The organism is Blautia sp. JLR.GB0024, from assembly GCF_037000545.1.
GTDB classification, from domain to species: domain Bacteria; phylum Bacillota; class Clostridia; order Lachnospirales; family Lachnospiraceae; genus Blautia; species Blautia celeris.
Genome location: NZ_JBANBF010000023.1, coordinates 1 through 24309 on the forward strand (window position 1 = coordinate 1; position 24309 = coordinate 24309).

A 24309-nucleotide genomic window follows, 5' to 3' on the forward strand; every position below is an offset into this window, starting at 1 on the left:
CGTTACAAAATCCTATTTATCGTCCAGCTTCAGAACGCTCATAAATGCCTTCTGCGGAATCTCTACATTTCCTACCTGGCGCATACGTTTCTTTCCTTCCTTCTGCTTCTCCAGAAGCTTTCTCTTTCGGGAAATATCGCCGCCGTAACATTTCGCCAGCACGTCTTTTCTCATGGCCTTCACGGTCTCACGGGCAATGATCTTGCTGCCGATGGCTGCCTGAATGGGGATTTCAAAAAGCTGTCTGGGAATCTCCTCCTTCAGCTTCTCGCACATCTTCCTGCCGCGCTCATAGGCAGAGCCTTCAAACACGATAAAGGAGAGGGCATCCACTTCCTCCTTGTTCACCAGAATATCCAGCTTGACAAGGTCACTGCGCTCATATCCCAGCATCTCGTAGTCAAAGGACGCATATCCTCTGGAACGTGATTTCAGGGCATCAAAGAAATCATAAATAATTTCATTGAGAGGCAGATGGTATTTCAAAAGAGCACGAGTGGTTTCCATATATTCCATGCCCTGATACTGCCCGCGGCGCTCCTGGCAGAGATCCATAATAGGGCCGATGAAATCTGTAGTCACCATGATTTCTGCTTTTACCATAGGTTCTTCCATGTATTCGATCTCAGAGGGGTCAGGCAGATTGGATGGGTTGGTCAGATCCATCATCTCACCGTTGGTCTTGTGCACTTTGTAAACAACGCCCGGGGCAGTTGTTACCAGGTCCAGGTTATATTCCCTTTCCAGACGCTCCTGGATGATCTCCAGATGGAGCAGTCCCAGAAAACCGCAGCGGAAACCAAAGCCCAGCGCTACAGAGGTCTCCGGCTCAAACTGCAGGGAGGCATCATTTAACTGAAGCTTGTCCAGGGCATCCCTCAAATCCTGGTACTTGGAGCCGTCCGCGGGATATACACCGCAGTACACCATGGGGTTTACTTTCTTGTAACCCGGAAGAGGCTCTGCACAGGGGTTTTCGTCGTCTGTTATGGTATCACCCACGCGGGTATCTTTTACATTCTTAATACTGGCAGTGATATAACCTACCATGCCGGCAGACAGTTCGTCACAGGGAAGAAACTGTCCCGCTCCGAAGTAGCCCACTTCCACTACTTCCTCCACAGCGCCGGTTGCCATCATACGGATTTTCGTACCTTTTTTTACGCTTCCTTCTTTGATCCTGCAGAACACAATGACACCCTTGTAGGAATCGTAAACAGAATCGAAAATAAGAGCCTGCAGAGGTGCCTGGGCATCTCCGGCGGGTGCCGGTATCTTCTCCACGATCTTCTCCAGAACTTCCTCAATGTTCAGTCCCATCTTGGCGGAGATCAGAGGCGCATCCTGGGCTTCTATACCGATGACATCCTCAATCTCATTTTTCACTCTGTCCGGTTCCGCACTGGGAAGATCTATTTTATTGATGACCGGAAATACATCCAGGTCATGATCCAGCGCCAGATAGACATTTGCAAGAGTCTGGGCTTCAATGCCCTGGGCGGCATCCACCACCAGAATGGCGCCGTCACAGGCTGCCAGACTTCTGGACACCTCATAGTTGAAGTCCACGTGGCCCGGCGTGTCGATCAGATTGAAAATATATTCCTCTCCGTCTTTTGCCTGGTAGACAATGCGGACTGCCTGGGACTTGATGGTTATGCCCCTCTCCCTCTCCAGATCCATGTTATCCAGAACCTGGGACTGCATTTCCCTCTCTGTCAAAAGTCCTGTCTTTTCAATAATCCGGTCCGCCAGGGTGGATTTTCCATGGTCTATATGTGCGATGATACAAAAATTACGGATTTTACTCTGGTCAACTCCTGCCACTGCTTGATTCCTCCTATTGTTTTTCTCTATCTCTTCTCAAAATACGAATATGGTTACTTTCTTATTCTTACACTTTAAATGGGCTTCCTGCATTTCACAGCAAGCCCATGTTAGTATAGCACGAAGGTTTAGGGGGAATCAAGCATTTCTTCGCCGTTCATTCCCCTTTTAAGACTTTATTCAGCACGTCCGCCAAAGGTTCCATGGCATTCATTTCTTCCTCCACGGTATTGGTCTGTGCACCGCATTCCACAAGAAGGGCTTTTGGCCGCAGATGGAGATTATAGCGGTAGCCTCTCAGATAGATGGTGCGCAGCCAATCCGGGTAATACTGCTTTGCCTGAAGCGCAAGCTGCAGGGAGAATGCCAGATTATCCTGAATGTAGGGATTCGGCAGATATTCAATATCCCCGTTCTGGTTGGTGCGGCTCAATCCGTTGAAAAACATAATTTTGGCCGTTGGCTTCCCGTTCACGTCCGTAACCAGATGTTTGTCGTCCGGCACACCGTCTCTGTGCAGGTCAATGACCACTTCCACACTGGGATTTTCCTCCAGCACCTGGCTGATTTTATCCTGGGCGTAGTTGTAGGCTTTATTTCTGTCCAGTTTTCCGTCCACAATGTCAAAGGTATCTGTCACATGGAGCACATTATAGCCGTATGTATCTCTTAAAAGACGAACCAGATATTCTCCCACCCCCACAATGCTGGTACTGGGGTCTCCCGGGTTGGAATCAATGAATTCTTCCTGGGAATGGCTGTGATACACCAGTATCTGCGGCTGATCATTTCCTGTTGTCATTTTCAGATCCTCCGACACAAGGGCCGGGGCGTTTAACTGGTCGCTGTTGATGCTGGTGGTCTTGTCAATGGTGTAAAAATTGCTGATCACATAGTCAAAATCCTGGAACATATCAAGGGAAATGGGATTTACTATGGCATTGGCCGCAGAAGCCTCTGCCTGCCCGCCATCACCCGCGTCTGCTGTCTGTGCATTCTCTTTGGCTGCATCCTGCAGAGCTTCCGTATTTTCCGCGCTTTGTTGGTTTTCACTCTGAGCATCCACGCCCCCTGTGTTTTCCTCGCCGGACCCCACAGGACCTGCCTCCTGGTTTTCTTCCAGAAGTTTTGCCTCAAGAAAATCGGAATTTTCCTCCATGATCTTTTTGTCTGTCTCCCGGTCCTTCTCTGTCTCTTCCATCTCCTTTGCCTGGATGGTCCCCAGAAACGGAAGCTGTTCCTCCACTTTGCTGCAGAGCCACTCCACAGGCGTCTGGGTCTTGACCCCTTCCGTCTCCAGGATTCCCGGCAGGTATGCCTCTATGGCTTTCTCCTGGGCATCCCTGCACATGTTCACCAGCGTTTTTTTATCTAAAGACATTCCTTTTATGAGAATATATGCTCCAACAGCACATAAGAGCAGCCACAACACAATCCGCAGAAGCTTTCCATCATCCATCTTCTTCACCCTATCACCTCATATCTATATATGAGACAACTTACATGAATTATGCGTCTGCGGAGAAAAAACAGGGACGTGTCTTTTTCCTTATGCCTGCTCAAATGCCATGTTCAGTCCCTCGGAAATGGTGTAGGACAGGCGTTTCACGGTCTCATCCACATCTTTTGGAGTTACAAACATGCTGTGGAGGGATGGTGCGATCATTTCTTCCAGAAATTCTTTTTTCTCAGACTCTTCCAGGGTATCCAGCAGGTGAGCCATGGAATCCTGCACGATGGTGGCTGCATCCACCACAGTCGGCACGCCGATGCCGATCACCTTTACGCCCAGAGTTTCCTCACTCAGCCCGTTTCTGTGGTTTCCCACACCGGAGCCGGGATTGATGCCTGTATCCGTGATCTGAATCGTCCGATTCAGGCGTTTTGTGCTGCGGGCTGCCAGGGCATCCACGGCGAACACCACATCCGGCTTCGTCTCATCCACCACACCCTTGATGATCTCCAGAGTTTCCATGCCTGTCTGGGCCATAACACCGGGTACCAGGCCGCTGATACTGTTGGCATATTCCCTGCCCATGCTCTGCACTCCGTACTCCTGTATCACGTGACGGGTAATGCGCAGATTGGAGACCACATCAGGCCCCAGAGCATCCGGTGTCACCTCCCGGTTTCCAAGGCCCACCACCAGGGCGGTCAGCTCTTTTTCCATAGGAACCAGCTTTCTGATATGTTTTGCCAGCTCTTTTGAGATCTCCCTGTGATAATCCTCATCCGGCACAGACATATTCGGAGCCTCCAGCGTTATATAAACACCCTGAGGACGTCCCATGGCTTTTGCCCCGTTCTCTGTCTCAATTTTTACGGTTGTGGTGCGGATATCTTTCTCCTCATTGTAGTCCTCCTCGATGATCACACCTCGGATTTCCACATTGTCCTCCTCGAATTTCTCTTTTGTTTCCAGTGCCAGGTCCGTGCGTATTCTTCCTAAAGCCATATCCAACCTTCCTTTCCAGGGGTATTTGTTCCTATTTTTTGCATTTTGGGGGATTTTATGTATTGACATTTACAATTAAATCAACTAGAATAAAAAAGCATGTGGTACCGGCGTGTCCGTGTCTAACCGGTACAAAACCATAACAAACGATAGAAAGTGCGTTCTGCGTCTTCCTATTGTCACGAATAAAAAATAATATTGAAAACAATTTTGGAGGTGTACGGTTTGGCAAATATTAAATCCGCAAAGAAAAGAATTTTAGTAAACAAAACAAAAGCTGACAGAAATAAATCTATCAAATCAGCAGTGAAAACTTCTATCAAAAAGGTAGAAGCAGCAGTTACAGCAAAAGATAAAGAGGCAGCAGCAGCAGCTCTGCAGAACGCTATCTCTACTATCGACAAAGCTGCATCCAAAGGTGTTTACCACAAAAACAATGCAGCAAGAAAAGTTTCCAGATTATCCAAAGCTGTAAACGCACTCTAATCATATAGACAGAACATTTAAAATCCCGGCTGCCCGTCATCAGCCGGGATTTTTTTATCCCGCAAAATACCGGCATCCGGACCATGGCAGCGTCTTTTCATGGCCGGATGCCGGCAGCGGTTCAGGCTGCTTAGCTGCTGCTGAATTTCACCAGCAGAAGTTCCACACTCATCACATCATTCATATATCCTGTCTTTACCTTTGCCTCCGTCTGCACACATTCCTCCACAGCGGCGCGCAGCTCCTCTGTGCTGTACCTGTGGGCATACCCTGCATAATTTCTGACCACAAAAGGCTGAAGCCCGGTCCTCTTGGCAATGGCAGGCTGGTCATATCCCTCCCGGGAAAGCTCTTTCACCTGCATGATCAGGTTAAACTGCCGGGCAAGGAGAAAGAGGATCCTCATGGGCGGCTCTTTTAAGGAGAGCAGGTCATAGTACAGATCCAGTGCCCGCTTCTGCTTCTTCTCCGTCACAGCCTTGATCATGTCGAAAATATGGTTTGTGATCTGGGTGGTGCATACCGCCTCAATATCCCCGGCTGTAATGACGTCCCTGCCCATGGTATAGCAGAGAAGCTTTTCCAGCTCTTTTTCTATGTTTCCCATATCTGTTCCCGTCTTTGTCAGAAACAGTTCCATATCCCCCTGGGTTATCTTCTTTCCTTCCCGTTTCATCATGCCTAAGACCCAGCGCATCAGGGTCTGGGAATCCTGCTTTGCAAACTCCACGATTCTGCCGTATTTCTTCACAGCCTTGAACATCCGGCTCCGCTTGTCCACTTCGTCCTCCACAAAGATCATGCAGAGGTAATCCGGCAGTTCCGCCATATACTCCGGCAGATCTGTGCATTGGTTTTTAAAAAATCCTGTATCCTCCAGCATGATCACTCTTCGGTCAGCGAAAAAAGGCATGGTCTCCGCCAAATCGATCACACTCTTCGGCTCTGTCTTCTTTCCCTCGAACATGGAAAAATTCATGCTGTCGTCTTCCGGCAGCAGCGCTGCCTTCATTCTATGTTTATACTGCTGTTTCAGATAGGCCTCCTCTCCGCAGAAGAGATAAACCTTCTTGAAATCCTGGTTTTTTATGTCTTCCTGTAAACTTTTCATTTAGATGCTCCTTTTTATTCCGACAAGCTGCATCTCCCTCATCAAAGTTAAATTCCCCACAAATTATGACGCACAGCTTGCCGACGGCATTTTCAATCACATTCTAGTTTACCATGGATTTTTTATGCTGAAAAGACACTTCTGTTCTTTTTCCGTCCGTCACAACAAATACTGCCCCCCAATCCTTTGTCTGAAACACCTCCACCTTTTCCTCCTCCAGCCGTTCCATCAGCTCTCTGTGCGGATGCCCGTATCGATTGCCCTCCCCGCAGGAGATAATGCCTGCCACAGGCTTCACAGCCTCCAGAAAACGGATGGATGTGGAGTTTTTGGAGCCGTGGTGCGCCACCTTTAAAAACTGGCACGCTGTCTGTTCCTGTTCCAGAATCCCGGTGACAGCCGTCTCCCCGCTTCCTTCCGTATCACCGGTGAAAAGCGCGCCGAACTTCCCGCAGGTCAATCTGAGAACCTGGGAGTTCTCGTTGCTCTCCCCTTTTGTATCTATGTAGGGATAGAGACAGCGCAGTTCCATCTCTCCCTTTCTGATCCTGTCCCCGCTGTACAGATAAAAAATACGGCAGCCTGCTTTTTCTCCCGCCTGCTTCATTTCCGCCAGCTTCTCCTGTTTCTCCCCGCACTCTGATAAAAAAATCTTATCTATCCGCAGAGAGGTCTCCCGGTTTTTGACAGCTTCCAGCAGCTCCGCGATTCCGTTTATATGGTCATCATCCATATGCGACAGAAAGATCCCATCCACCTTTCTGATTCCCATACACTTTAAAAACGGCAGAATCCTGTAATTTCCCACACCGGATACACTGCTGCTGCCGCCGTCTATTACATATGTCTTTCCTTCAAACCTGACGACAGAACAGTCTCCCTGCCCCACATCCAGAAATGTGATCCGCAGTTTTTCATCCGGAATTTTTACAAACAGCAGGAAACATCCCAGGAGCACGGGAAGATACCGCAACTTTCTATACTTTTTCCCCCACTCCTTTCCCCGGCAATACCGAACCCACACAGCCAGTAAAATATAATACACAATGATTTTCCACATATGCGGCCTTCCCGTGATCACCGACGCAAAGGGGATTCCCTGCAGCCACTCACCAATCTTAAGATAAACTTCCAGAAGAAAGGCACCGGGAAGCATCAGCATTCTCCCCAAAAGAGGAACTGCCAGGCCGGACAGACAGCCAAAGAGCCCTGACGCCAGCACGATTCCCACAGTGGGCAGCACCAGCAGGTTAACCAGAATCCCGAAAACAGGCAGTTCATAAAAAAAATACATCTGTATGGGAATGGTGGCAAGCTGCAGGGCAAGACCTGATTTAACTCCCAAAACCAGCCTGCTTTCTTCTTTCTTTTCCACAAAAGCCGGATAGATCACAGCCAAACCCAGAATTGCTCCAAATGACAGCAAAAATCCACTGTCATACAGATAACCAGGACTTTCCAGAAGAAGCAGCACTGCCGAGAGGGACAGGGCGGAAAGCAGATCGTATGTCCTGCCCACTGCCATTGCCCCAACTGCCAGGGAAAACATGATCACTGCCCGCATGGCAGAAGCGCTGCTGCCTGTGAAGATTCCGTACTGTATCATGAGAAAAACAGAGATTCCTCCCGCCCCGGGAACCGGCAGACGCAGTTTCCGCAGTATCCGGTACAGCCCCCATCCCAGAAAAGAAAGGTGTGTTCCGCTGATGGCAGCAATATGAAGAACTCCGTCCAGCCTCAGCAGCATCTGGTTCTCCCGGCCGATCTCCTGCTTTTCCCCCAGCATCATAGCACAGAAAATCCCCCCGGTGCGTCCGGGCGCAAGCTGCAGTATCTTCTCTTTCAGAAAAGCCTTTGCCTCACAGCGCAGCGCGTCGAAAGACCGTGCATCCGCCCCAACAGTCTCAAGACTTCTGCCCTCCAGATACCATTTAACTTTTCTTGCGTAATAATAGCTTCGTTCATTGAACTGTCCCGGGTTGGATGGCAGGGGAATCTGCTGCAGGTCCCCGGTAAGGCGCACTTTCATACCCGGCATCACTGTACTTTTTGCCAGTTCATTTTTTATATTTACTTTTACCTGTTCCATGGAATATTGGTTGGAATCACTTAGAATTTTTACTTGTCTGAGATATAGAATGGTATAAAAAGAATTGTTTTTTGTCTCATAAACCCTGCCCTCCAGCACTGCTCCGTCCGGACTGCAGCCCTCCGGCAGAACCGGGGGAGCGTTCCCGAAAAAGGGAACTCCCGCCAGGCTCAGGCACCAGATAACTGCCATAAAAAGCAGGGCAAAGGCACAAAGCGGCCGTTTACTCATCTGACGCGTCCTCCACTAAACTGTAATCTGCCTTATAAAGCTTATCCAGGCTCATGCTCTCCCGGAAAGTCACCTTTGTCTCTCCCTCCACAGATATCTGCACACCGTGGATTTTACAGGCGTCCATCAGGGAATTGACAATGGAATACACAGGCAGTTCCTGCTGTACATTCATACTCTGGTTCATAAAGGTCTTGTCCAGATTCACATAACAGACACCTTCCACAATGGACACCCCTAAGATCTTGGTCTCCTTGGAAATTGTGGGCTTGGCATCCGAATCACCGGGCGGCCCCTTTATGAGCAGCTCCACGATTTTTTTCTCCAGCGGGACATTAATGCTGTAATACCCGCCTCCGTTTGTCACTTTCACCAGCTTGTCACCGGCCTCGTTGGCAAAATACAGATTGACATCTGCATAGACATAGGAATTGGGGTTCTCCCCCTCATTTTCCACAAAGGTTTCCTTGTCCATCGTGCCGTAGACATTGCCGTTTGAATCCGTAAGCGGCTCCCCGCCCATCAGAAATGTCACATTGATGACCCCCGGAATCTGGGTAAAGGATTTCACGATTCCCGCGCGGACAAGAATCTCTCTTGTATTTTTCATCTTTGCATAGGCATCGTTAAAATTCAGCACAACACCGCGCCCGTCAAATTCATATTCCAGAATCTTCACATCATCGGGAAGCAGTTTCATATAATCATCACTGTCCACAGGCTCTGTCAGTTTTTTCGCCATCTCGCTGACCATACTGGCAGTCACCCGCTCTTCCGGTACATAATCATCCTCCACCAGCGATTCCTCCGTGGGTGAGAGATAATACATACTGTATTCTGCTTTCTCTGTATTTTCCTGTCCTTCCTGCTCCCCGCAGCCTGCAAGAGCGCACACTGCCAGCAGAAGAATCCCCATAAGTCCTATTTTCTTCAACGCTGCCACCTCCTTTTACGCGATATAGGTCAAAGGAATTCTCACAGAGAAGGTGGTTCCTTTATGCTCTTCACTTTTTACTTTTATGGCGCCTCTGTGCATAACAATGGCATTTCTGGTGATGGCAAGGCCAAGACCGGTACCGCCGATCTCTCTGGAGTGGGATTTGTCCACCCGGTAAAATCTCTCAAAGATCCTGTCAATACTCTCCTCCGGAATACCAATGCCGGAATCCGCCACTGACACATAAAAATACTTGTGGTCCGCATTCAGCGTGACACGCACCCATCCGTCCTCCGAATTGTATTTTATACCGTTCTCCACCAGATTGGACAGGGCAAGACTTAATTTCACCTCATCCACCTCCGCCACCACAGGCCGGTAGCTCTCCAGGATCAGTTCCACCTGCTTTGCCTCGGCGATTGGCTTTAGCCGCTTCAGGATGTTCTCCAGAAGCTGATTGATATTGATTTCCGCAATATTCAGGTCGGATGCCTTTTTATCCATCTTTACAAGAGAGAGAAGATCTGTGATGATCTTATTCTCCCTGTCGATCTCCACAGCAATGTCCTGCATAAACTCCTGATACAGCTCGACCGGCACATTCTCCTGACCCACCAGGGAATCTGCCAGAACCTTCATGGATGTCATAGGGGTCTTCAGCTCATGGGACACATTGGATACAAACTCCTGTCTGGATTCATCCAGAACCTTCATTCGGCTCAGCATCTTATTAAAGGCGTTGGTGATAAGCTCCGTCTCTGTGTAATCCGGCACCGATATCTCCTCATCCAGATACCCGTCCGTCAGATCCTCAATGGACTTGGTGACCCTGGAAAACGGCTTCACCAATATACCGGCCAAGAAATATCCCAGCACCACCACAAGCAGACAGATGGCAATGAGAAGAAGATTTCCCCTCTGTTCCAGCATGTCAATACTGTCCGCGATCTCGCTGGTGGAAATGCTGATTAGCATGACACCCTTCACCTTTTTCTTACCCGGAATGGTCAGAGGGCTTGTCAGCTCTATATAGGAGTTCTTCTTATCGTAATGGGGCGTATTTTTCTCCCCCTCAAAGCACCGGATCACCTCTTCAGAGAGCACATATCTTCCCACATCAATGTCAAACGTATCCTTAATGACCCGGAAGTCCTCATTGATGATCAGGATTCTTCCGTTGTAAATGGCAGAGAGCATGGAAAGCTCGTTATTGATCACATCAGATTCCGGATGATTCAGATAATCCTCCTTCATAAGCTGGTTGCCCAGAATATCACACTGATTCTTCACATTGACTGTCCGGATATCCACAGCCCGGTTCTCGTAACTGTTCACAATGACATTTTCCACGATAATACTGGGGACAATGCCGATGACTATGAGGATCAGCAGAATCCGAAACCGCAGACTCTTAAAAAATGTATGTTTTATTTTTTTTCCAAACAACTTCACTGACTCCCTTTTTCCTTATACCTGAAAATAGTATCCCACACCCCATTTGGTATGTACATACTTTGGCTCGCTGGGAGTCTCCTCGATTTTCTCTCGCAGACGCCGGATATGTACGTCAACGGTACGCACATCTCCCGGATATTCATATCCCCATACCAGATTCAGCAGATTCTCCCTGCTGTAAACCTTGTTGGGGTTCTTAACCAGAAGTTCCAGGACGTCAAACTCTTTTGCTGTCAGGTTGACTTCCTTATCATTTATAAAGACTCTGCGGCTCTCGCAGTCCAGACGCAGATCTCCCACTGTGATGGAGCCGGAACGCTCCGCCTGCTTATCATCCTTCTTGGTCCGGCGCATAATTGCCTTGATGCGGGCCTTTACCTCTAAAATATTAAACGGCTTGGTGATATAGTCATCCGCACCGTATTCAAGCCCCAGAATCTTGTCCATATCCTCACCTTTTGCAGTCAGCATAATGATGGGTACCTGGGAAAATTCACGGATCTGCTGGCAGACCTCCAGTCCCGTCATTTTTGGAAGCATAATATCCAGAAGGATCATATCATAGCTGTTCTCCCTGGCCTTCTCCAGCGCTTCCTCCCCATCGTACGCGCAGTCCACTTCCATATTATCCTGCTCCAGGCTGAAACGGATTCCCTTTACGATCAATTTCTCATCATCAACAACCAAAACTCTTTTACTCATTTAATTATCTCCTCATCCTTAAGTTTACCCGTTATACAGGACTATATCTCAGTAAGAAATATAGTTTTTTATTTTTTCGTATGTCTTGCCTTTGATGCCGGGCACCTGCTTTATATCCTCCGCAGATGAAAACTCCCCGTGTTCTTCCCGGTAGGAAAGGATCGCTTTTGCCTTTACCTCCCCAATGCCGGGAACTGTCTGCAGTTCCTCCTGGGATGCTGTGTTGATATTTACCCGGCCCGGTTCTCCTGCTGCTTCATCCGCTTTTGACTCCGCACCGTTTCCTGATGCCAAAGCCGTATCCTCCCCGGCACTTCCCGGGTTCTGTCCGGCTTCCCGAAAAACCTCTGTCTCTTCCCTGGTATAGATCTGGATCCGGCTTCCATCAGACAGAACAGCCGCCTGATTCCACCAGTCCTCATCCGCATCCTCTGAAAATCCTCCCGCAGCCGCAATCCCTTCATAGAGCCGCGCCCCTTCCTTCAGATAATACACACCCGGCTGGTTTACGGCACCGCACAGGAAGACGCAGATCTGCTGCGGGGCGGCGTCCTCCTCCGGAACATCCGGTTCTTTCCCCGAATCTTCCTTTTTTTCAGGTTCCTGTACTCTTTCCTCCTGCTTTGTCTTATCTTCCGACAGCAAAAGGGTTTCCTCCTGTCTCTGGCAGGATGAAACAGACAGCACGGACAGCAGAAGCAGTCCGATCCATAACTTTTTATTCATTACAGCATATCTCCTTTCAGCAATAGGCTAAAAGGTTCCCAGTATGCATAACTATTTCTATTTTATCGAATTTACTGACATATTACAATATCAAATTCTATAAGTTTTCCCTCTTATTGCTTTATGAGGCAAAAAATGATATGATAAAAACAATTATTCAGAACGTAAGAAGCAGCAGACACGAGGAGGGTCCAGTATGACTCACAACCGTATATTCCATCTGCTATGCGGTATTTTAGCTGTTCTGTGTCCCGTACTGATTCTGGCCTCCTGTTCTTCCGCCAGCGCATCGTCCGGCTCCACAAAAAAATCCAGCACTTCCCAAGCAGAGAAAAAAGAAACGGTACGTCCCAATACGCCAAATGTCCATATGCCCGAGGCCTCAGGAACCGCCGTACTGGGAGCAGAGCCCCTGATCGTCGACGTCTCCCACACAGACCAGGGCTATATTATGGCTCAGTATACAGGTGATGCAGATAAGGCCAATATACAGATTGACGGGCCTGACGGCATAAATTACAAGTATTTCATAACCTCCGGTCCCTATGTGACCATGCCCCTTACATCCGGGGACGGCTCATACACCATAAGCACATATGAAAATATAACCGGCGACAAATACGCAACGCTCTACAGTGAAACCATTGATGTAAAGCTGGAGAGCGACTTTATTCCCTATCTGTACCCGAACCAGTATGTGGATTTTACCCCTGAAAGCAAGGCGGTGAAGACAGCGCAGGAACAGGTAAAGACAGCCACCTCAGATCTGGATGCTGTGGCTGACATTTATTACTATGTTACAGAAACCATATCCTATGATGAGGAGAAGGCCAAAACCGTCCCCACCGGATATCTGCCGGATCTGGACGAGACGCTTACTTCCTGCAAAGGCATCTGCTTTGACTATGCCTCCCTGATGGCTGCCATGCTCCGCTCCCAGGATATCCCCGCGAAGCTGGAGATCGGATATTCCGGAAAGGTATACCACGCGTGGATCAGCGTGTATATCAAGGATGTTGGGTGGATCGACAATATCATTGAATTTGACGGCAAAAGCTGGAAACGCATGGATCCCACCTTTGCCTCCAGCAATAAAAACAGCAAAAAGATCTTAAAATACATTGGTGACGGAAGCAATTATACCGTACGGTATACCCGTTAGAAAGGAGCAGCATGAAAGTTTTATCCAATAAGGAACTCTCAACCTTCTGCAGCCAGATGGCTCTCATTCTCCGCTCCGGCATCTCCTCCACGGAGGGGCTTTCCATTATGCTGGAGGATGCCCCCCAGGAGGAAGGGCAGCAGATTCTCAAAACAGTCCTGGAACAGATCGAGCAGACAGGCTGCCTCTGGACCTCTCTGGAGGAAGCCCGTGTTTTCCCCAAATATCTGTGCGATATGGTGGAGATCGGGGAGCAGGCAGGCCGCCTCGATGATGTCATGTCAGCTCTGGCAGCGCATTATGAGCGGGAGGATGCCATATCCAAAAATATCAAAAGCGCTGTCACTTACCCTCTGGTCATGATCGTCATGATGCTGGCTGTGGTGCTGGTACTGATCACAAAGGTCATGCCTATATTTGAGCAGGTGTTTGAACAGCTCGGAACAGGTCTCACCGGTATTTCCAGAAGCGTGATGGGTTTCGGACAGGTCCTGAACCGGTATGCCCTGGTGTTTATTGTGATTGCTGTTTTTATCATTGTCCTGTTTTTTTACTTTTCCTGCACAGAGAAAGGGCGGGAATCCCTGAAAAATCTTGCCGGACGTTTTTTCCTGACGAAAGGTCTTTCGGAGAAAATAGCTGCTGCTCGCTTTGCAAGCGGCATGTCCCTGGCCCTGAGCAGCGGTCTGGACACAGACCAGAGTCTTGAGATGGTATCACGTCTGACTGACCATCCTGTCATGCAGGAAAAGATAAAAACCGCCCGGGACCTTATCGCTGAGGGCACAGGCTTCTCCGAAGCACTCTCACAGGCAAATATTTTCTCCGGGCTTTATGTGCGCATGATCAATATCGGGTTCCGCACCGGTGCCATGGATGATGTGATGCGGCAGATCGCGGTCCAGTACGATGAGGAAGTAAATGAACGGATCACCGGTATTGTATCAAAACTGGAACCGACCCTGGTCGCAGTCCTGTCAGTGGTGGTGGGCATGATCCTTTTGTCTGTCATGCTGCCGCTCATGGGAATCATGTCCAGCATCGGATAAAGGGGGCTGTCATATGAACCGATTTCAAATTGAAAAGCGCCGTCCCCTTCACAGACTGCTTCTGCCCGCGCTTGTGTTCCTGTGCCTTATGTGCTTTCTGTTTTACGGCATGTCCTCTGTGTCCTCTGCCACACAGAAGGAGGAGGAACGGAGCCTGAAGCAGGCTGTCATCAAAAGTGCCGTACACTGTTATGCCGTGGAGGGCAGCTATCCGGCAAGTCTTGCCTATCTGGAGGACCATTACGGCATAACCTATGACCACGACAAATATCTGGTCACCTACGAAGTGGTAGGCTCCAATCTGATGCCAGATGTTGATGTCATACCACTAAAGGGCGGGGAGGTGACGCCATGAATCCCAGACAGCATCAGAACCATTTTATAGATGTCCTGTTCACCCTTGGCCTTCTTTGCGTCTTCACCGCTTCGGCCCTGGCTGTGGTGCTCATAGGCGCCCATGTGTATCAGTCCACGGCGGAAGATATGGATGCCAACTATACGACCCGCACTTCCCTCTCCTACATGGCGGAAAAAATACGCCAGCACGATGTGTCCGGCAGCGTTTCCATGGGAAAAATAGAGGACAGGGATGCCCTGATCCTTTTAGAGACCATAGAGGATAAAGAATACGCCACCTATATTTATGAAGATGAGGGATATATAAAAGAACTTTTTACCCAAAAAGAAAATACACCAAAGAAATCCCAGGGGGAGTCCATACTGGAGGTTACGGATTTTACGATCCAGGAGACATCCCGGGGCTTCTTCCGTTTTACAGCCGCGGACAGCAAAAAACATTCTCTGTCCCTGCTGATCCACGTACAAAGTGAGTAATCTGTCAGAAAGGAGATTCCAGTGAGAGAACGGCAAAATACACGGTCCAGTCTGTTTTTGATTGAACTGATACTTGCAATATTATTCTTTTCCCTGGCCAGCGCTGTGTGTATCCAGGTCTTTGTAAAAGCGCATTTTATGAGCCAGTCTGCAAGAGAACTGACTCTTGGCTCCGGCTATGCCTCCAGTGCCGCTGAGGTACTGGCCCACACGGACGGCTCCTACGAGGCAGTGAAAGAACTTCTTCCTGAGGCACTTAAAAAGGATGGAACTATTTTCTTCTGCTATGACAGAGACGGGGAATCCTGCCCCCAAAAGGAGGCTGTATACTATCTCAATATAGAACAGACAGTTTCCGGCAGCTGCAGGACCGCCCAGATAGATTTTACTGATTCTGAGGGTGGCAGCCTCTACCGGCTCACCACAAAAATCCCGATAGCCCGCAAAGCAGGGTTGTCTGAATAGAAAGGAGTCCGCCAATTGGAAAAAAGCAGAAAACCCATACTGGGTGTCGGCACATCCTCAATCCTGCTGATCTTTGTCCTGCTCTGCATGATAACCTTTGCCGTACTCTCTCTGGTCAGCGCCCGCTCTGATTACCGTCTGAGCCAGAAAAATGCGGAGCATACCAGGGATTACTACGAAGCGGAAAACAAGGCAAATGACATTCTCCTGACCATTGACCAGTGTCTGGAGGAGCAGTATACGCTCTATGGAAATACAGAAGAATATCTGCAGCACGTAAAATCCGCGCTGGAAAACACAGAGGGAATCCTCTTTTCTTCAGAGCGGGTCATGGAATATCAGGTCCCCGCAGGAGAAAAGCAGGCACTGCATGTGGCCCTTCTTCTCCCCGAAGACTTAAAGACAGGGGACAGTTATTATCAGATCAAAAGCTGGAAGCTTATAAATACTGAGACATGGCAGCCCGAGGAAACGCTGCCGGTCTACGGAAGCGACACATAACGCAGGAAAGAAGCAACCGTTCAGACAAGCTGAACCGATACAGAAAGGAAACCGCAATGGATGCACTTACATTTTTAACAGAAACCACCAATACCGGTGCGTCAGACCTCTTTATCGTTGCAGGTCTGCCGCTCTCCTACAAAAAGAACGGCTCACTGGTCACCATGGATACGGACAAGATCATGCCTGCCCAGTCAGAATCCATGATACGTGAAATTTACCAGCTTGCAGACAACCGGGATATCAACCGTTTTCTGGAGACAGGGGATGATGACTTTTCCTTTGCCGTCAGAGGGCTTTCCCGTTATCGGGTGAGCACTTACAAGCAAAGGGGGTCCATGGCCGCTGTCATCCGTGTCATCACTTTCCAGCTCCCCAATCCATCGGATCTGGGGATTCCTGATTCTATCATTGAACTCGGAAATACAAATAAGGGCCTTGTACTTGTGACAGGTCCGGCGGGAAGCGGGAAATCCACTACGCTGGCCTGTATCATAGACGCCATTAACAGAACGCAGGAAAAGCATATTATCACACTGGAGGACCCTCTGGAGTTTTTGCACAGCCATAAGAAGAGTATTGTGAGCCAGCGTGAGATCAATACGGATACGGAGAGTTATATTATGGCGCTCAGGGCTTCTCTTCGGCAGAGTCCTGATGTGATCCTTCTGGGCGAGATGAGGGATTATGAGACGATGGCAGTAGCTATGACAGCGGCTGAGACGGGACATCTGGTGTTGTCTACTCTGCATACGCTGGGTGCGGCTAATACCATAGACCGCATTATTGATGTCTTTCCGCCGAACCAGCAAAGGCAGATTGCTGTGCAGTTGTCTTCTGTGCTGAGGGCTGTGGTGTCACAGCAGCTTGTGCCTGATGTAAATGAGGGGCTGACTCCTGCCTTTGAGATCATGAAGACTACGCCGGCTATTAAGAATATGATTCGGGAGAATAAGGTGCATCAGATTGATGGGATTATTTATTCTTCGGCTGGAGGGGATATGGTTTCTATGGATGCGAGTCTGCAGAGGCTGGTGAAGGAGGGAAGGATCAGCAGGCATGAGGCGTTGGGGCATGCTTCTAATCCGGAGATGTTGGGGAAGAGGATATGATTGTTTTTACAGAGGATATCTTTAATCCAGAAAGAAGATATCCTCTACATTTTTGTTTAGAAGACGAGCTATTTTCATGGCCAGTTCCAGGGTGGGGTTGTATTTGTCGTTTTCTATGGCTATGATGGTCTGGCGGGTGACACCCAGTTGATTGGCCATGTCTTCCTGGCGGAGGCCGGCTTGTTTTCTGAGTTGTTTGATGTTGTTTTTCATTTGGACTCCTGCTTTTCTGCGGAATTATAATAGATAGAAACCAATGGTTATTATAATGGCTATTATGGCAATGGCTGAGATTATGCTCCATAAAAGTTTGTTTGGTTCTCTGTACTCTTCATCACCGGAAATCATTTTTCTTTTCATCAGCATCTCTGAAAATCCCTGAACACATAAAACTGCTGCCAGCACCAGCATGGGAATCGGATTCGATATACCATCACCGGAAAAATTACGGCAGCATTCAATCAATACCCAGACTGCCAGAACAAAAACCGCAGCTTTAAACCCTAATTCTTCAGAACGCAGCCTGATATTCCTGTCCATCTCATCCATTTTTTTCATAATCTATACCTCCTTTAAATGTCAAAAGTTCTTTACATTTGTATTATAACATATTCCGCCAAAATGTAAAGAGTTCTTTACTTTATATTTTTGATAATATAGGGGACAGGGGTTATACAGACAAAAATGTTGTGGATTGAACCGTCAGGATGTCTGTGGTATCATATGAACAGAAGTGTAAAAAAGTGGTGAAGCCAATGATAAAATATCCAGATGATTCTTTCAATACTCTAAACAGATTATATTAAAAGGAGGCTTCAAAATGTGTACAAGTTTTGCAGTATATCATCAGGAAAAAGCTATTTATGGTATGAATTTCGACACTGATGATATTGACTTAAGATTGAAAGTCAAAAGTTATAATGATAAGAACTTATTTTACTTTTCAGCTTTATTAGATAACAGATACAGGGATATCGCCGGTTTTAATAGTGAGGGGCTTTTTGTCTGTACTCAGGCAGTAGAATATGGTCCGGGTTTTAGAGCAAGTTGTGACGAAAACGATTGGTTTGCTTTTGAGATTTTTGACGAGGCCTTAAGGAAAACAGGAAAATCCTCTGAATTTTTTGAACTTCCTGATAAAAGAGTGATCTCGTATCCCAGGAATCCATTATTTCCGGATTTAGGACTGCATACTATGATTGCCGATAAAACCGGTGGTGCATTTATTCTGGAAGAGGGAAAGGATAGAAATATAATAAGTCCCATTCATAATGATTTTATTATTATGACTAATTTTCCGAATGGAAATTTTGAGGATGTAAATTATGATAAAGTATGTGGTATAGGTGCTGACAGATATATTTGTGCTTATGAATATATTTCCGATCATATGGACAGCTTTGGAATAAATGAAGCCTTTGAAATTTTAAGCAAAACCAGTCAGGATAATACTCTGAGTTCAATCGTATATGAACCGTTAAAAAATGAAATTTATATTAGTTTTAAAAAAGATTTAAGCAAAAGATGGAAAATTTCTGTTGTTGAAAAAACGATCCAATCATTGGATGGATTTTTAAACAATAATAAAATTCAATTTACCAATGATGAAATATTTGTAAATGATCTTCTTGGTTTATATAAGTGAAAACCATTTAGAAAAAATCAATTGATAAGACAGGCTTTTTAGGGTGTTCAGGAAAGCGCAGAAAATTGCCTTTCATGATATTTTTGAATAGCAGCGGATGTTCCATGACCTGGAAAACTTTTTTACATTTCGAGCGTGCTCATGGGGATACGTGCCAGACTGTCTCACCGGGCACACGCCGAAAAGGGAATAGTTCTTCCGATTCATCTCCCGGCCTTCCATTCGGCACCAGGACAGGATGTATCCACTTTCGCTCTTCCTCGCAGAGAGGGAGATTCGGAACCGACAGAAAGCGTAATAAAAATGCAGCCATTCGGAAAGTGATGGCTGCATTTTTGTCTACTCATCAAAAATAAAGATTTCTTCTATAGGAGCCTCCACAACCCTTGAAATATCAATTGCCAGTTTCAGTGAAGGATTATACTGGGCTTTTTCCAGGCGCATAATGGTTTCGCGGCGGACGCCTACAGCATTGGCCAGTTGTTCCTGGGTCATATCTTTTAGCTGGCGGTATTTTTTCAGGTTGCATGTAAATCCATCTACCCCCATATCACTCTGCTTCCTCCGTATCATATTTGTACAGAAGATAGCTGTTTAAAAAAAGTACCAGCGCAATGATCAGGGAAGAGGCAACGGTAAAGATAAGAGCCACATAACGTATATCTATATGTCCTCCTGTGATTCCCATAAACCAGGCCACCACCCACAGAAGCCCAAAGCCTGTTCTGTAAGAGACCAGCTGTGCCCTTGCCTGTTCCTCCTTAAATCTTTCATCCATCAAAGTACAGCTCATCTTCGCCTCATAGAAAAATCCAAAAAACCCGAAAAATACAAAAAAGAAAAACGGCCAGACCTGCCCCTGCACCATATAAACCGGAATCCCCATAAATCCCACAAATCCAAAAAATCCAAACCACCCAAACTTAGGATTCAGCTTCCTGGTCACTCCCTTAGCCGCCGTTTCTCCCTTCCTGAAGTTCACTACTACTGCCCGGATCACCAGATAAAACACATAACAGACAAGCCCCGCCGTAGCCGCTATCAAAGGCAAATCCGTCCCCCTGAACACATAAGTCTCCATATCTATCGGCTTCACGATCCTGCTCCCATTAAAGATCACATCAAACCCCACCGCTAAAAACTCCACCAAAATAACCCCAATCAACCCAATCCCTCTCCAGTCTCTCTTCATAATCCCATCCTCCAAAGTGATATATTTATCTCTTAATAAGATAAATATATCACTTTTACCATTCCCTGTCAATCACTCTCCCCAATTTTTCTCTCACTCCACCTACACTATCTGTTATCGTTGTCCGAAACGCTAAAAACCTTCCGCTGCCACCCTCTCCCTCTTCCACAATCCTGAGGCTCTATGAACGTCAGGGAAAGCAGAAGCGTGCCGGGAGGGGCGGAGGTGGATGGGGCGTGAGCGATGTCTTAGTGGAGCGCCGCGGAGATCCACCTGCCCCAGTTACTTAATGAAGAGGCCATTGCCGATGAATTTAGTAAATGGGAGCAGGTTAGCTCCGTGGCAGCGGAACGCTTCGCTCACGCCCCATCCACCTCCGCCTCTCCCGGCACGCTTCTGCTTTCCCGTCCGCCCTCAAAAAAAAGGCCCCACAGCACTCCCGCTGCAGAACCTTGTAATTACTATTTTTTCATATTCACAAACTTCGTATAATTAGGCAGCCAAACCAGATTCACCGTCCCAATCGGACCATTCCTCTGTTTCGCAATAATAATCTCCGCAATATTCTTATTCTCAGAGTCCTTATTATAATAATCATCTCTGTAAATAAACATAACAACATCGGCATCCTGCTCAATTGCCCCTGACTCTCGCAGGTCAGAAAGCATGGGCCTGTGATCCGGCCTCTGTTCCACGGCACGGCTCAACTGGGACAGCGCCACTACCGGCACGCTCAGTTCCCTTGCCAGTGCTTTCAGAGACCTGGAAATATCGGAAATCTCCTGCTGGCGCGATTCGCTTCTGCCGCTTCCTGACATAAGCTGCAGGTAGTCAATAAAGATAACGCCCAGATTCTGCTCCAGCTTATACTTCCTGCACTTTGACCGCAGTTCTGAAATGGAGATACCCGGCGTATCGTCAATGATCATATTGGATGACCCGATGATATTGGCGCCCTCGATCAGCTTTGCCCAGTCCTCATCCTCCAGATTACCTGTACGGATACTCTGGGAATCCACCTTTGACTCCAAAGACAGCAGACGGTTTACCAGCTGCTCCTTTGACATCTCCAGACTGAAAATTGCTGTGGTGACACCACTCTTAAACGCCATATACTGGGCAATATTCAGTACGAATGCCGTTTTACCCATGGACGGCCTTGCAGCTACCAGAATCAGGTCAGACGGCTGGAAACCGGACATCTTGTAATCCAGGTCTATAAAGCCTGTAGGGATACCGGTAACACTTCCTTTTGTCCTGGATGCCTTCTCAATCTTCTCAATGGCATTCAGGACCACATCCTTTATCGGTACAAATTCATCACTGCTTTTTCTCTGTACCAGGTCAAAAATCTTCTTTTCCGTAATCTCAAGAATATCCTGCGTCCGCTCATTGCCAAGATAACAGGTGTTGGCAATCTCCTCTGTGGTCTTGATCAGTTTGCGCAGCATCGCCTTTTCAGACACAATCTCCGCGTAATACTTTACATTGACAGAGGTAGGCACTGCTGCCACCAGCTCTCCCACAAACTCCATGCTGGAGATCTCAGGCGGCACATCCAGCTCTTTCAGCCTGTTCTGCAGTGTCACCAGATCCACAGGCTTGTTCTCATTGTAAAGCCCCACCATGGCTTCAAAGACAATGCCATACTGCTGCTGATAAAAATCATCACCTGTAATAATCTCCGATGCGGTCACGATGGCATCTTTGTTCATGATCATGGAACCGATAACCGACTGCTCCGCCTCAATGCTGTGGGGCAGGATTCTCTTTATGAGTGCTTCTTCCATGACAGCTATGGCTCCTTTCCCCCGGAAGCGTTATGCTTCCTTCACAATGACTTTCAGCTCTGCTGTCACTTTCGGATGCAGACGAATCGGCACCTTTGTGGTCCCCAGTTCTTTGATCGGGGAGGAAAGCTGCATTTTCTTTTTGTCAATATCATATCCCAGCTGGTCTTTTGCTGCTTCAGCCAGCTCTTTTGAGGAGACAGAACCAAATGTACGGCCGTTTTCTCCCACCTTGATGGATACGGTCACTTCTTTTGTCTCCAGCTCTGCCTTGAAAGCCTGGGCTGCATCAAGCAGCTCCTGTGCCACCTTATCCTCGTGAGCTTTCTGGAGCTTTAAATCATTGATGTTTTTGGATGTGGCCTCCAGGCCAAGTTTCTTTGGAAACAGCATGTTTCTGGCATATCCGTCGCTTACATTTACAATGTCACCCTTTTTACCCAGGGATTTTACGTCTTCCATTAAAATTACTTTCATATCTCTATATCTCCTTCCTTAATCATCTGGTCAATGGTCTCTTTCAGTTTGATAACAGCGATTTCCATCGTCTCATCCTTGAGCTGTGCTCCGGCCATATTGATGTGGCCGCCTCCTCCCAGACGTTCCATGATAAGCTGCACATTCACCTCATCAATGGCCCGGGCGCTGAAATAAATGGTGTGATTATAGTCTGTGAGCACAAAGGATGCCCGCACACTGCTGATATTCAGAAGCTCATTGGCTGCCTGAGACGCCACAATGGTAGGGCTGTCCAGACCCTCACTGGGGCAGACTGCAATGGCGAAATAATTCCGATAAGTCTCCACATGACGGATTGCCTCAGCTTTCGCCCGGTAGGACGCCACATCGTCCCGGAACATTTTACGCACGCGGGTTACATCCGCACCACACCGGCGCAGAAAAGCAGCAGCTTCAAATGTTCTCACACCCGTCTTGGCTGTAAAATTGTTAGTGTCAATGATGATGCCGGAGTAAAGGGCATCAGCCTCTATATTGTAAATCCTGATATCATCAGAGAAATACTGCAGGATCTCTGCCACCATCTCACAAGCTGAGGAAGCAAAAGGCTCTATATAAGAGAGCACTGCATTGGAAATCACTTCCGCACCCTGGCGGTGATGATCCAGCACCACAATGGTCTTTGTCTTAGAAAGAAGCTCCTCACACTCCGTGTAGCTTGGTTTATTGGTATCCACCACGACCACAACGGTATTGTTGTCCACAATATCCTTTGCCTCCGCGCTGTCCACAAACATATGCTCATCATAATCCGGATTGTTCATAAAATTCTCAATGATAGGGCGCACAGACATGGTTGGATTATTTACAACAATATGGGCCTTCTTATTCAGGGATTTTGCTGCCCTGTAGATACCGATACCGGCACCGATAGAGTCCACATCGGAAATCTTGTGTCCCATGACCACCACTTTATCCTTGGCAACCATAAATTCTTTCAGGGCATGTGCCTTCACACGTGCCTTCACACGGGTATTCTTGCCCATCTGCTGGGATTTCCCGCCAAAATATGTCATGCTCTCTTTGTCCTTGATCACCACCTGGTCACCGCCGCGGCCAAGGGCAAGGTCAATGGCGATTCTGGAGTACTCATAATTCTGGGCATAGCTGGGCGCATTGATACCGATACCGATACTGATGGTCACTGCCATGTCGTTTCCGATGTTGACGGTTTTTACGTCTTCCAGAATATTGAAACGTTTCTTCTTCAGTTCCTCCAGAGAGCGCTGGCGCATCACAAGTATAAACTTGTCTTTTTCCAGCTTCTTCACAAGACAGTCTACCTCGCTGAAATACTTGTTCAGCTTTCTTTCTATCAGAGCAACTAAAAGTGAACGGCGCACTTCCTCCACACTGTTGAGTGCCTCGTCGTAATTGTCCAGATACAAAAGCCCTGTAACCAGCTTCTCGTCCTCTGTCCTGCGGATGTAGCGGTTAATCTCTGTCTCGTCAAAGAGATACAGCGCTGTGAGGAAATTCTCTTCCTCTGCCTCCACCAGACCTGAATCCTCCAAAAGCTTCTGGATGGAAATCCTGCGCATGGACGCACGATAATCCCTCTCACTGAACTGGAATACAACCTCAGAAGCATCCTCCTTCGGCAGCGTGTCCACAGTGATCTCCGGAAACAGGGTGGTTATTGATTTTCTATATTTCCGCGGTTTTTCACACAAGGCGGAAAATGCATCATTCATCCACATCAGCTTTCCCTTGCTGTCCAGCAGCGCGTAAGGAACGATAAATTCCTTCAGCAGGCTTCTCTGCACCTGCCCGTACTGGGTCGCAAAAGAAATCAGCTCATTCATGATGATGGCACGGCTGTGATGGTATAAGAAAATAACTATCAGCAAATAAACAGCCAAAAATCCGCTTGCAATAGCACCAGCACGCCTGTTGATGCGGAACACACAAATATCCATGAGAATCAGAAGGACTGCCAGAATTACCGGCCACTGCATGTACAGCTTCAACTGACCTTTAATCTTAATTTTCCCATTCATATCCTCTTACCTGCCAATTTC

25 protein-coding genes are annotated in these 24309 nt (G+C 47.7%); 9 read left to right on the forward strand and 16 right to left on the reverse strand.

The genetic code is table 11. The features are described 5' to 3' along the window. Window positions 1-12: 12 nt before the first annotated feature. From lepA to gpr, 3 genes are all read right to left on the reverse strand, one after another. Complete coding sequence (gene lepA, locus V8Q34_RS25485; protein ID WP_033140197.1) at window positions 13-1827, reverse strand: translation elongation factor 4; 1815 nt, start codon at window positions 1825-1827, stop codon at window positions 13-15. 157 nt (window positions 1828-1984) lie between these two features. Then, on the reverse strand, window positions 1985-3286 hold the full coding sequence (locus tag V8Q34_RS25490; RefSeq protein WP_207727925.1) for a stage II sporulation protein P: 1302 nt from the start codon (window positions 3284-3286) through the stop codon (window positions 1985-1987). A gap of 90 nt (window positions 3287-3376) precedes the next feature. Beyond that, window positions 3377-4282, reverse strand: a complete 906-nt coding sequence (gene gpr, locus V8Q34_RS25495) for a GPR endopeptidase (protein ID WP_033140199.1) — start codon at window positions 4280-4282, stop codon at window positions 3377-3379. A 225-nt stretch (window positions 4283-4507) separates the two neighbouring features. Between gpr and rpsT the strand changes: the two genes are divergently transcribed. Then, window positions 4508-4768 carry a 30S ribosomal protein S20 gene (gene rpsT / locus V8Q34_RS25500; protein ID WP_018598507.1) on the forward strand — a complete coding sequence of 87 codons (261 nt, stop codon included), beginning with the start codon at window positions 4508-4510 and terminating at the stop codon, window positions 4766-4768. A gap of 130 nt (window positions 4769-4898) precedes the next feature. On the opposite strand, the gene holA is transcribed toward rpsT, so the two are convergent. From holA to V8Q34_RS25530, 6 genes are all read right to left on the reverse strand, one after another. Continuing rightward, complete coding sequence (gene holA / locus V8Q34_RS25505; protein WP_227210240.1) at window positions 4899-5879, reverse strand: DNA polymerase III subunit delta; 981 nt, start codon at window positions 5877-5879, stop codon at window positions 4899-4901. A 103-nt stretch (window positions 5880-5982) separates the two neighbouring features. Further along, a complete protein-coding gene (locus V8Q34_RS25510; protein WP_148393383.1) occupies window positions 5983-8199 on the reverse strand; it encodes a DNA internalization-related competence protein ComEC/Rec2 in 2217 nt (738 codons plus the stop codon). After that, complete coding sequence (locus V8Q34_RS25515) at window positions 8192-9133, reverse strand: GerMN domain-containing protein (protein WP_181014499.1); 942 nt, start codon at window positions 9131-9133, stop codon at window positions 8192-8194. The genes V8Q34_RS25510 and V8Q34_RS25515 overlap by 8 nt, the downstream gene beginning before the upstream one ends. A 15-nt stretch (window positions 9134-9148) precedes the next feature. Continuing rightward, complete coding sequence (locus V8Q34_RS25520) at window positions 9149-10582, reverse strand: sensor histidine kinase (protein WP_033140201.1); 1434 nt, start codon at window positions 10580-10582, stop codon at window positions 9149-9151. A 21-nt stretch (window positions 10583-10603) separates the two neighbouring features. After that, on the reverse strand, window positions 10604-11293 hold the full coding sequence (locus V8Q34_RS25525; RefSeq protein ID WP_033140202.1) for a response regulator transcription factor: 690 nt from the start codon (window positions 11291-11293) through the stop codon (window positions 10604-10606). 48 nt (window positions 11294-11341) lie between these two features. After that, the gene (locus V8Q34_RS25530) at window positions 11342-12019 is read right to left on the reverse strand and encodes a ComEA family DNA-binding protein (protein WP_148393384.1); all 678 of its coding nucleotides are present in this window, start codon (window positions 12017-12019) and stop codon (window positions 11342-11344) included. A gap of 196 nt (window positions 12020-12215) precedes the next feature. Here V8Q34_RS25530 and V8Q34_RS25535 point away from each other — a divergent pair, with 196 nt between their 5' ends. Genes V8Q34_RS25535 through V8Q34_RS25565 form a run of 7 tightly spaced genes read left to right on the forward strand, consistent with a single transcriptional unit; the run spans window position 12216 to window position 17142 of the window. Continuing rightward, window positions 12216-13181, forward strand: coding sequence for a transglutaminase-like domain-containing protein (locus V8Q34_RS25535; protein ID WP_033140204.1), 966 nt, complete (start codon window positions 12216-12218; stop codon window positions 13179-13181). A gap of 11 nt (window positions 13182-13192) precedes the next feature. Continuing rightward, window positions 13193-14230: a type II secretion system F family protein gene (locus tag V8Q34_RS25540; RefSeq protein ID WP_148393385.1), complete on the forward strand. Its 1038-nt coding sequence runs from the start codon at window positions 13193-13195 to the stop codon at window positions 14228-14230. A 13-nt stretch (window positions 14231-14243) separates the two neighbouring features. Beyond that, entirely contained in the window at window positions 14244-14585 is a 342-nt protein-coding gene (locus tag V8Q34_RS25545; RefSeq protein WP_052099169.1) for a hypothetical protein, read from the forward strand. Beyond that, window positions 14582-15064 (forward strand): DUF4860 domain-containing protein, encoded by a 483-nt coding sequence (locus tag V8Q34_RS25550; protein ID WP_148393386.1) that lies wholly within the window; start codon window positions 14582-14584, stop codon window positions 15062-15064. The genes V8Q34_RS25545 and V8Q34_RS25550 overlap by 4 nt, the downstream gene beginning before the upstream one ends. Before the next feature lie 21 nt (window positions 15065-15085). Beyond that, window positions 15086-15529: a hypothetical protein gene (locus V8Q34_RS25555; protein WP_148393387.1), complete on the forward strand. Its 444-nt coding sequence runs from the start codon at window positions 15086-15088 to the stop codon at window positions 15527-15529. Window positions 15530-15544: 15 nt separating this feature from the next. Next, on the forward strand, window positions 15545-16030 hold the full coding sequence (locus tag V8Q34_RS25560; protein ID WP_148393388.1) for a hypothetical protein: 486 nt from the start codon (window positions 15545-15547) through the stop codon (window positions 16028-16030). 56 nt (window positions 16031-16086) lie between these two features. Then, complete coding sequence (locus V8Q34_RS25565) at window positions 16087-17142, forward strand: type IV pilus twitching motility protein PilT (RefSeq protein ID WP_033140208.1); 1056 nt, start codon at window positions 16087-16089, stop codon at window positions 17140-17142. 21 nt (window positions 17143-17163) lie between these two features. Here the strand turns inward: V8Q34_RS25565 and V8Q34_RS25570 are convergent, their stop codons facing one another. Further along, window positions 17164-17355, reverse strand: a complete 192-nt coding sequence (locus V8Q34_RS25570) for a helix-turn-helix transcriptional regulator (RefSeq protein WP_018598522.1) — start codon at window positions 17353-17355, stop codon at window positions 17164-17166. Window positions 17356-17379: 24 nt separating this feature from the next. After that, a complete protein-coding gene (locus V8Q34_RS25575) occupies window positions 17380-17700 on the reverse strand; it encodes a hypothetical protein (RefSeq protein ID WP_227246924.1) in 321 nt (106 codons plus the stop codon). A 262-nt stretch (window positions 17701-17962) separates the two neighbouring features. Between V8Q34_RS25575 and V8Q34_RS25580 the strand changes: the two genes are divergently transcribed. After that, window positions 17963-18787: a choloylglycine hydrolase gene (locus tag V8Q34_RS25580; protein ID WP_227246926.1), complete on the forward strand. Its 825-nt coding sequence runs from the start codon at window positions 17963-17965 to the stop codon at window positions 18785-18787. A gap of 339 nt (window positions 18788-19126) precedes the next feature. Here the strand turns inward: V8Q34_RS25580 and V8Q34_RS25585 are convergent, their stop codons facing one another. The 5 genes from V8Q34_RS25585 to V8Q34_RS25605 all read right to left on the reverse strand — a co-directional run bounded on the left by V8Q34_RS25585 (window position 19127) and on the right by V8Q34_RS25605 (window position 24288). Then, a complete protein-coding gene (locus V8Q34_RS25585) occupies window positions 19127-19336 on the reverse strand; it encodes a helix-turn-helix transcriptional regulator (protein ID WP_103731755.1) in 210 nt (69 codons plus the stop codon). 1 nt (window position 19337) lies between these two features. Continuing rightward, a complete protein-coding gene (locus tag V8Q34_RS25590; protein ID WP_227210236.1) occupies window positions 19338-19979 on the reverse strand; it encodes a DUF3796 domain-containing protein in 642 nt (213 codons plus the stop codon). Window positions 19980-20440: 461 nt separating this feature from the next. Continuing rightward, complete coding sequence (gene dnaB / locus V8Q34_RS25595) at window positions 20441-21769, reverse strand: replicative DNA helicase (RefSeq protein ID WP_033140213.1); 1329 nt, start codon at window positions 21767-21769, stop codon at window positions 20441-20443. Between the two features lie 30 nt (window positions 21770-21799). Continuing rightward, window positions 21800-22246: a 50S ribosomal protein L9 gene (gene rplI, locus V8Q34_RS25600; protein ID WP_033140214.1), complete on the reverse strand. Its 447-nt coding sequence runs from the start codon at window positions 22244-22246 to the stop codon at window positions 21800-21802. Beyond that, window positions 22243-24288: a DHH family phosphoesterase gene (locus tag V8Q34_RS25605; protein WP_033140215.1), complete on the reverse strand. Its 2046-nt coding sequence runs from the start codon at window positions 24286-24288 to the stop codon at window positions 22243-22245. The genes rplI and V8Q34_RS25605 overlap by 4 nt, the downstream gene beginning before the upstream one ends. Between the last annotated feature and the right edge of the window lie 21 nt (window positions 24289-24309).

Excerpts from the sequence above, each read along its gene's own strand:
- V8Q34_RS25525 (WP_033140202.1), bottom strand. The coding sequence starts at position 11,293 with ATGAGTAAAAGAGTTTTGGTTGTTGATGATGAGAAATTGATCGTAAAG.
- V8Q34_RS25490 (WP_207727925.1), bottom strand. The coding sequence starts at position 3,286 with ATGGATGATGGAAAGCTTCTGCGGATTGTGTTGTGGCTGCTCTTATGT.
- V8Q34_RS25540 (WP_148393385.1), top strand. The coding sequence starts at position 13,193 with ATGAAAGTTTTATCCAATAAGGAACTCTCAACCTTCTGCAGCCAGATG.
- V8Q34_RS25530 (WP_148393384.1), bottom strand. The coding sequence starts at position 12,019 with ATGAATAAAAAGTTATGGATCGGACTGCTTCTGCTGTCCGTGCTGTCT.
- rplI (WP_033140214.1), bottom strand. The coding sequence starts at position 22,246 with ATGAAAGTAATTTTAATGGAAGACGTAAAATCCCTGGGTAAAAAGGGT.
- V8Q34_RS25535 (WP_033140204.1), top strand. The coding sequence starts at position 12,216 with ATGACTCACAACCGTATATTCCATCTGCTATGCGGTATTTTAGCTGTT.
- V8Q34_RS25510 (WP_148393383.1), bottom strand. The coding sequence starts at position 8,199 with ATGAGTAAACGGCCGCTTTGTGCCTTTGCCCTGCTTTTTATGGCAGTT.
- V8Q34_RS25575 (WP_227246924.1), bottom strand. The coding sequence starts at position 17,700 with ATGAAAAAAATGGATGAGATGGACAGGAATATCAGGCTGCGTTCTGAA.
- V8Q34_RS25605 (WP_033140215.1), bottom strand. The coding sequence starts at position 24,288 with ATGAATGGGAAAATTAAGATTAAAGGTCAGTTGAAGCTGTACATGCAG.
- dnaB (WP_033140213.1), bottom strand. The coding sequence starts at position 21,769 with ATGGAAGAAGCACTCATAAAGAGAATCCTGCCCCACAGCATTGAGGCG.
- holA (WP_227210240.1), bottom strand. The coding sequence starts at position 5,879 with ATGAAAAGTTTACAGGAAGACATAAAAAACCAGGATTTCAAGAAGGTT.
- V8Q34_RS25580 (WP_227246926.1), top strand. The coding sequence starts at position 17,963 with ATGTGTACAAGTTTTGCAGTATATCATCAGGAAAAAGCTATTTATGGT.
- V8Q34_RS25570 (WP_018598522.1), bottom strand. The coding sequence starts at position 17,355 with ATGAAAAACAACATCAAACAACTCAGAAAACAAGCCGGCCTCCGCCAG.
- gpr (WP_033140199.1), bottom strand. The coding sequence starts at position 4,282 with ATGGCTTTAGGAAGAATACGCACGGACCTGGCACTGGAAACAAAAGAG.
- V8Q34_RS25590 (WP_227210236.1), bottom strand. The coding sequence starts at position 19,979 with ATGAAGAGAGACTGGAGAGGGATTGGGTTGATTGGGGTTATTTTGGTG.
- V8Q34_RS25565 (WP_033140208.1), top strand. The coding sequence starts at position 16,087 with ATGGATGCACTTACATTTTTAACAGAAACCACCAATACCGGTGCGTCA.
- V8Q34_RS25545 (WP_052099169.1), top strand. The coding sequence starts at position 14,244 with ATGAACCGATTTCAAATTGAAAAGCGCCGTCCCCTTCACAGACTGCTT.
- V8Q34_RS25585 (WP_103731755.1), bottom strand. The coding sequence starts at position 19,336 with ATGGGGGTAGATGGATTTACATGCAACCTGAAAAAATACCGCCAGCTA.
- V8Q34_RS25550 (WP_148393386.1), top strand. The coding sequence starts at position 14,582 with ATGAATCCCAGACAGCATCAGAACCATTTTATAGATGTCCTGTTCACC.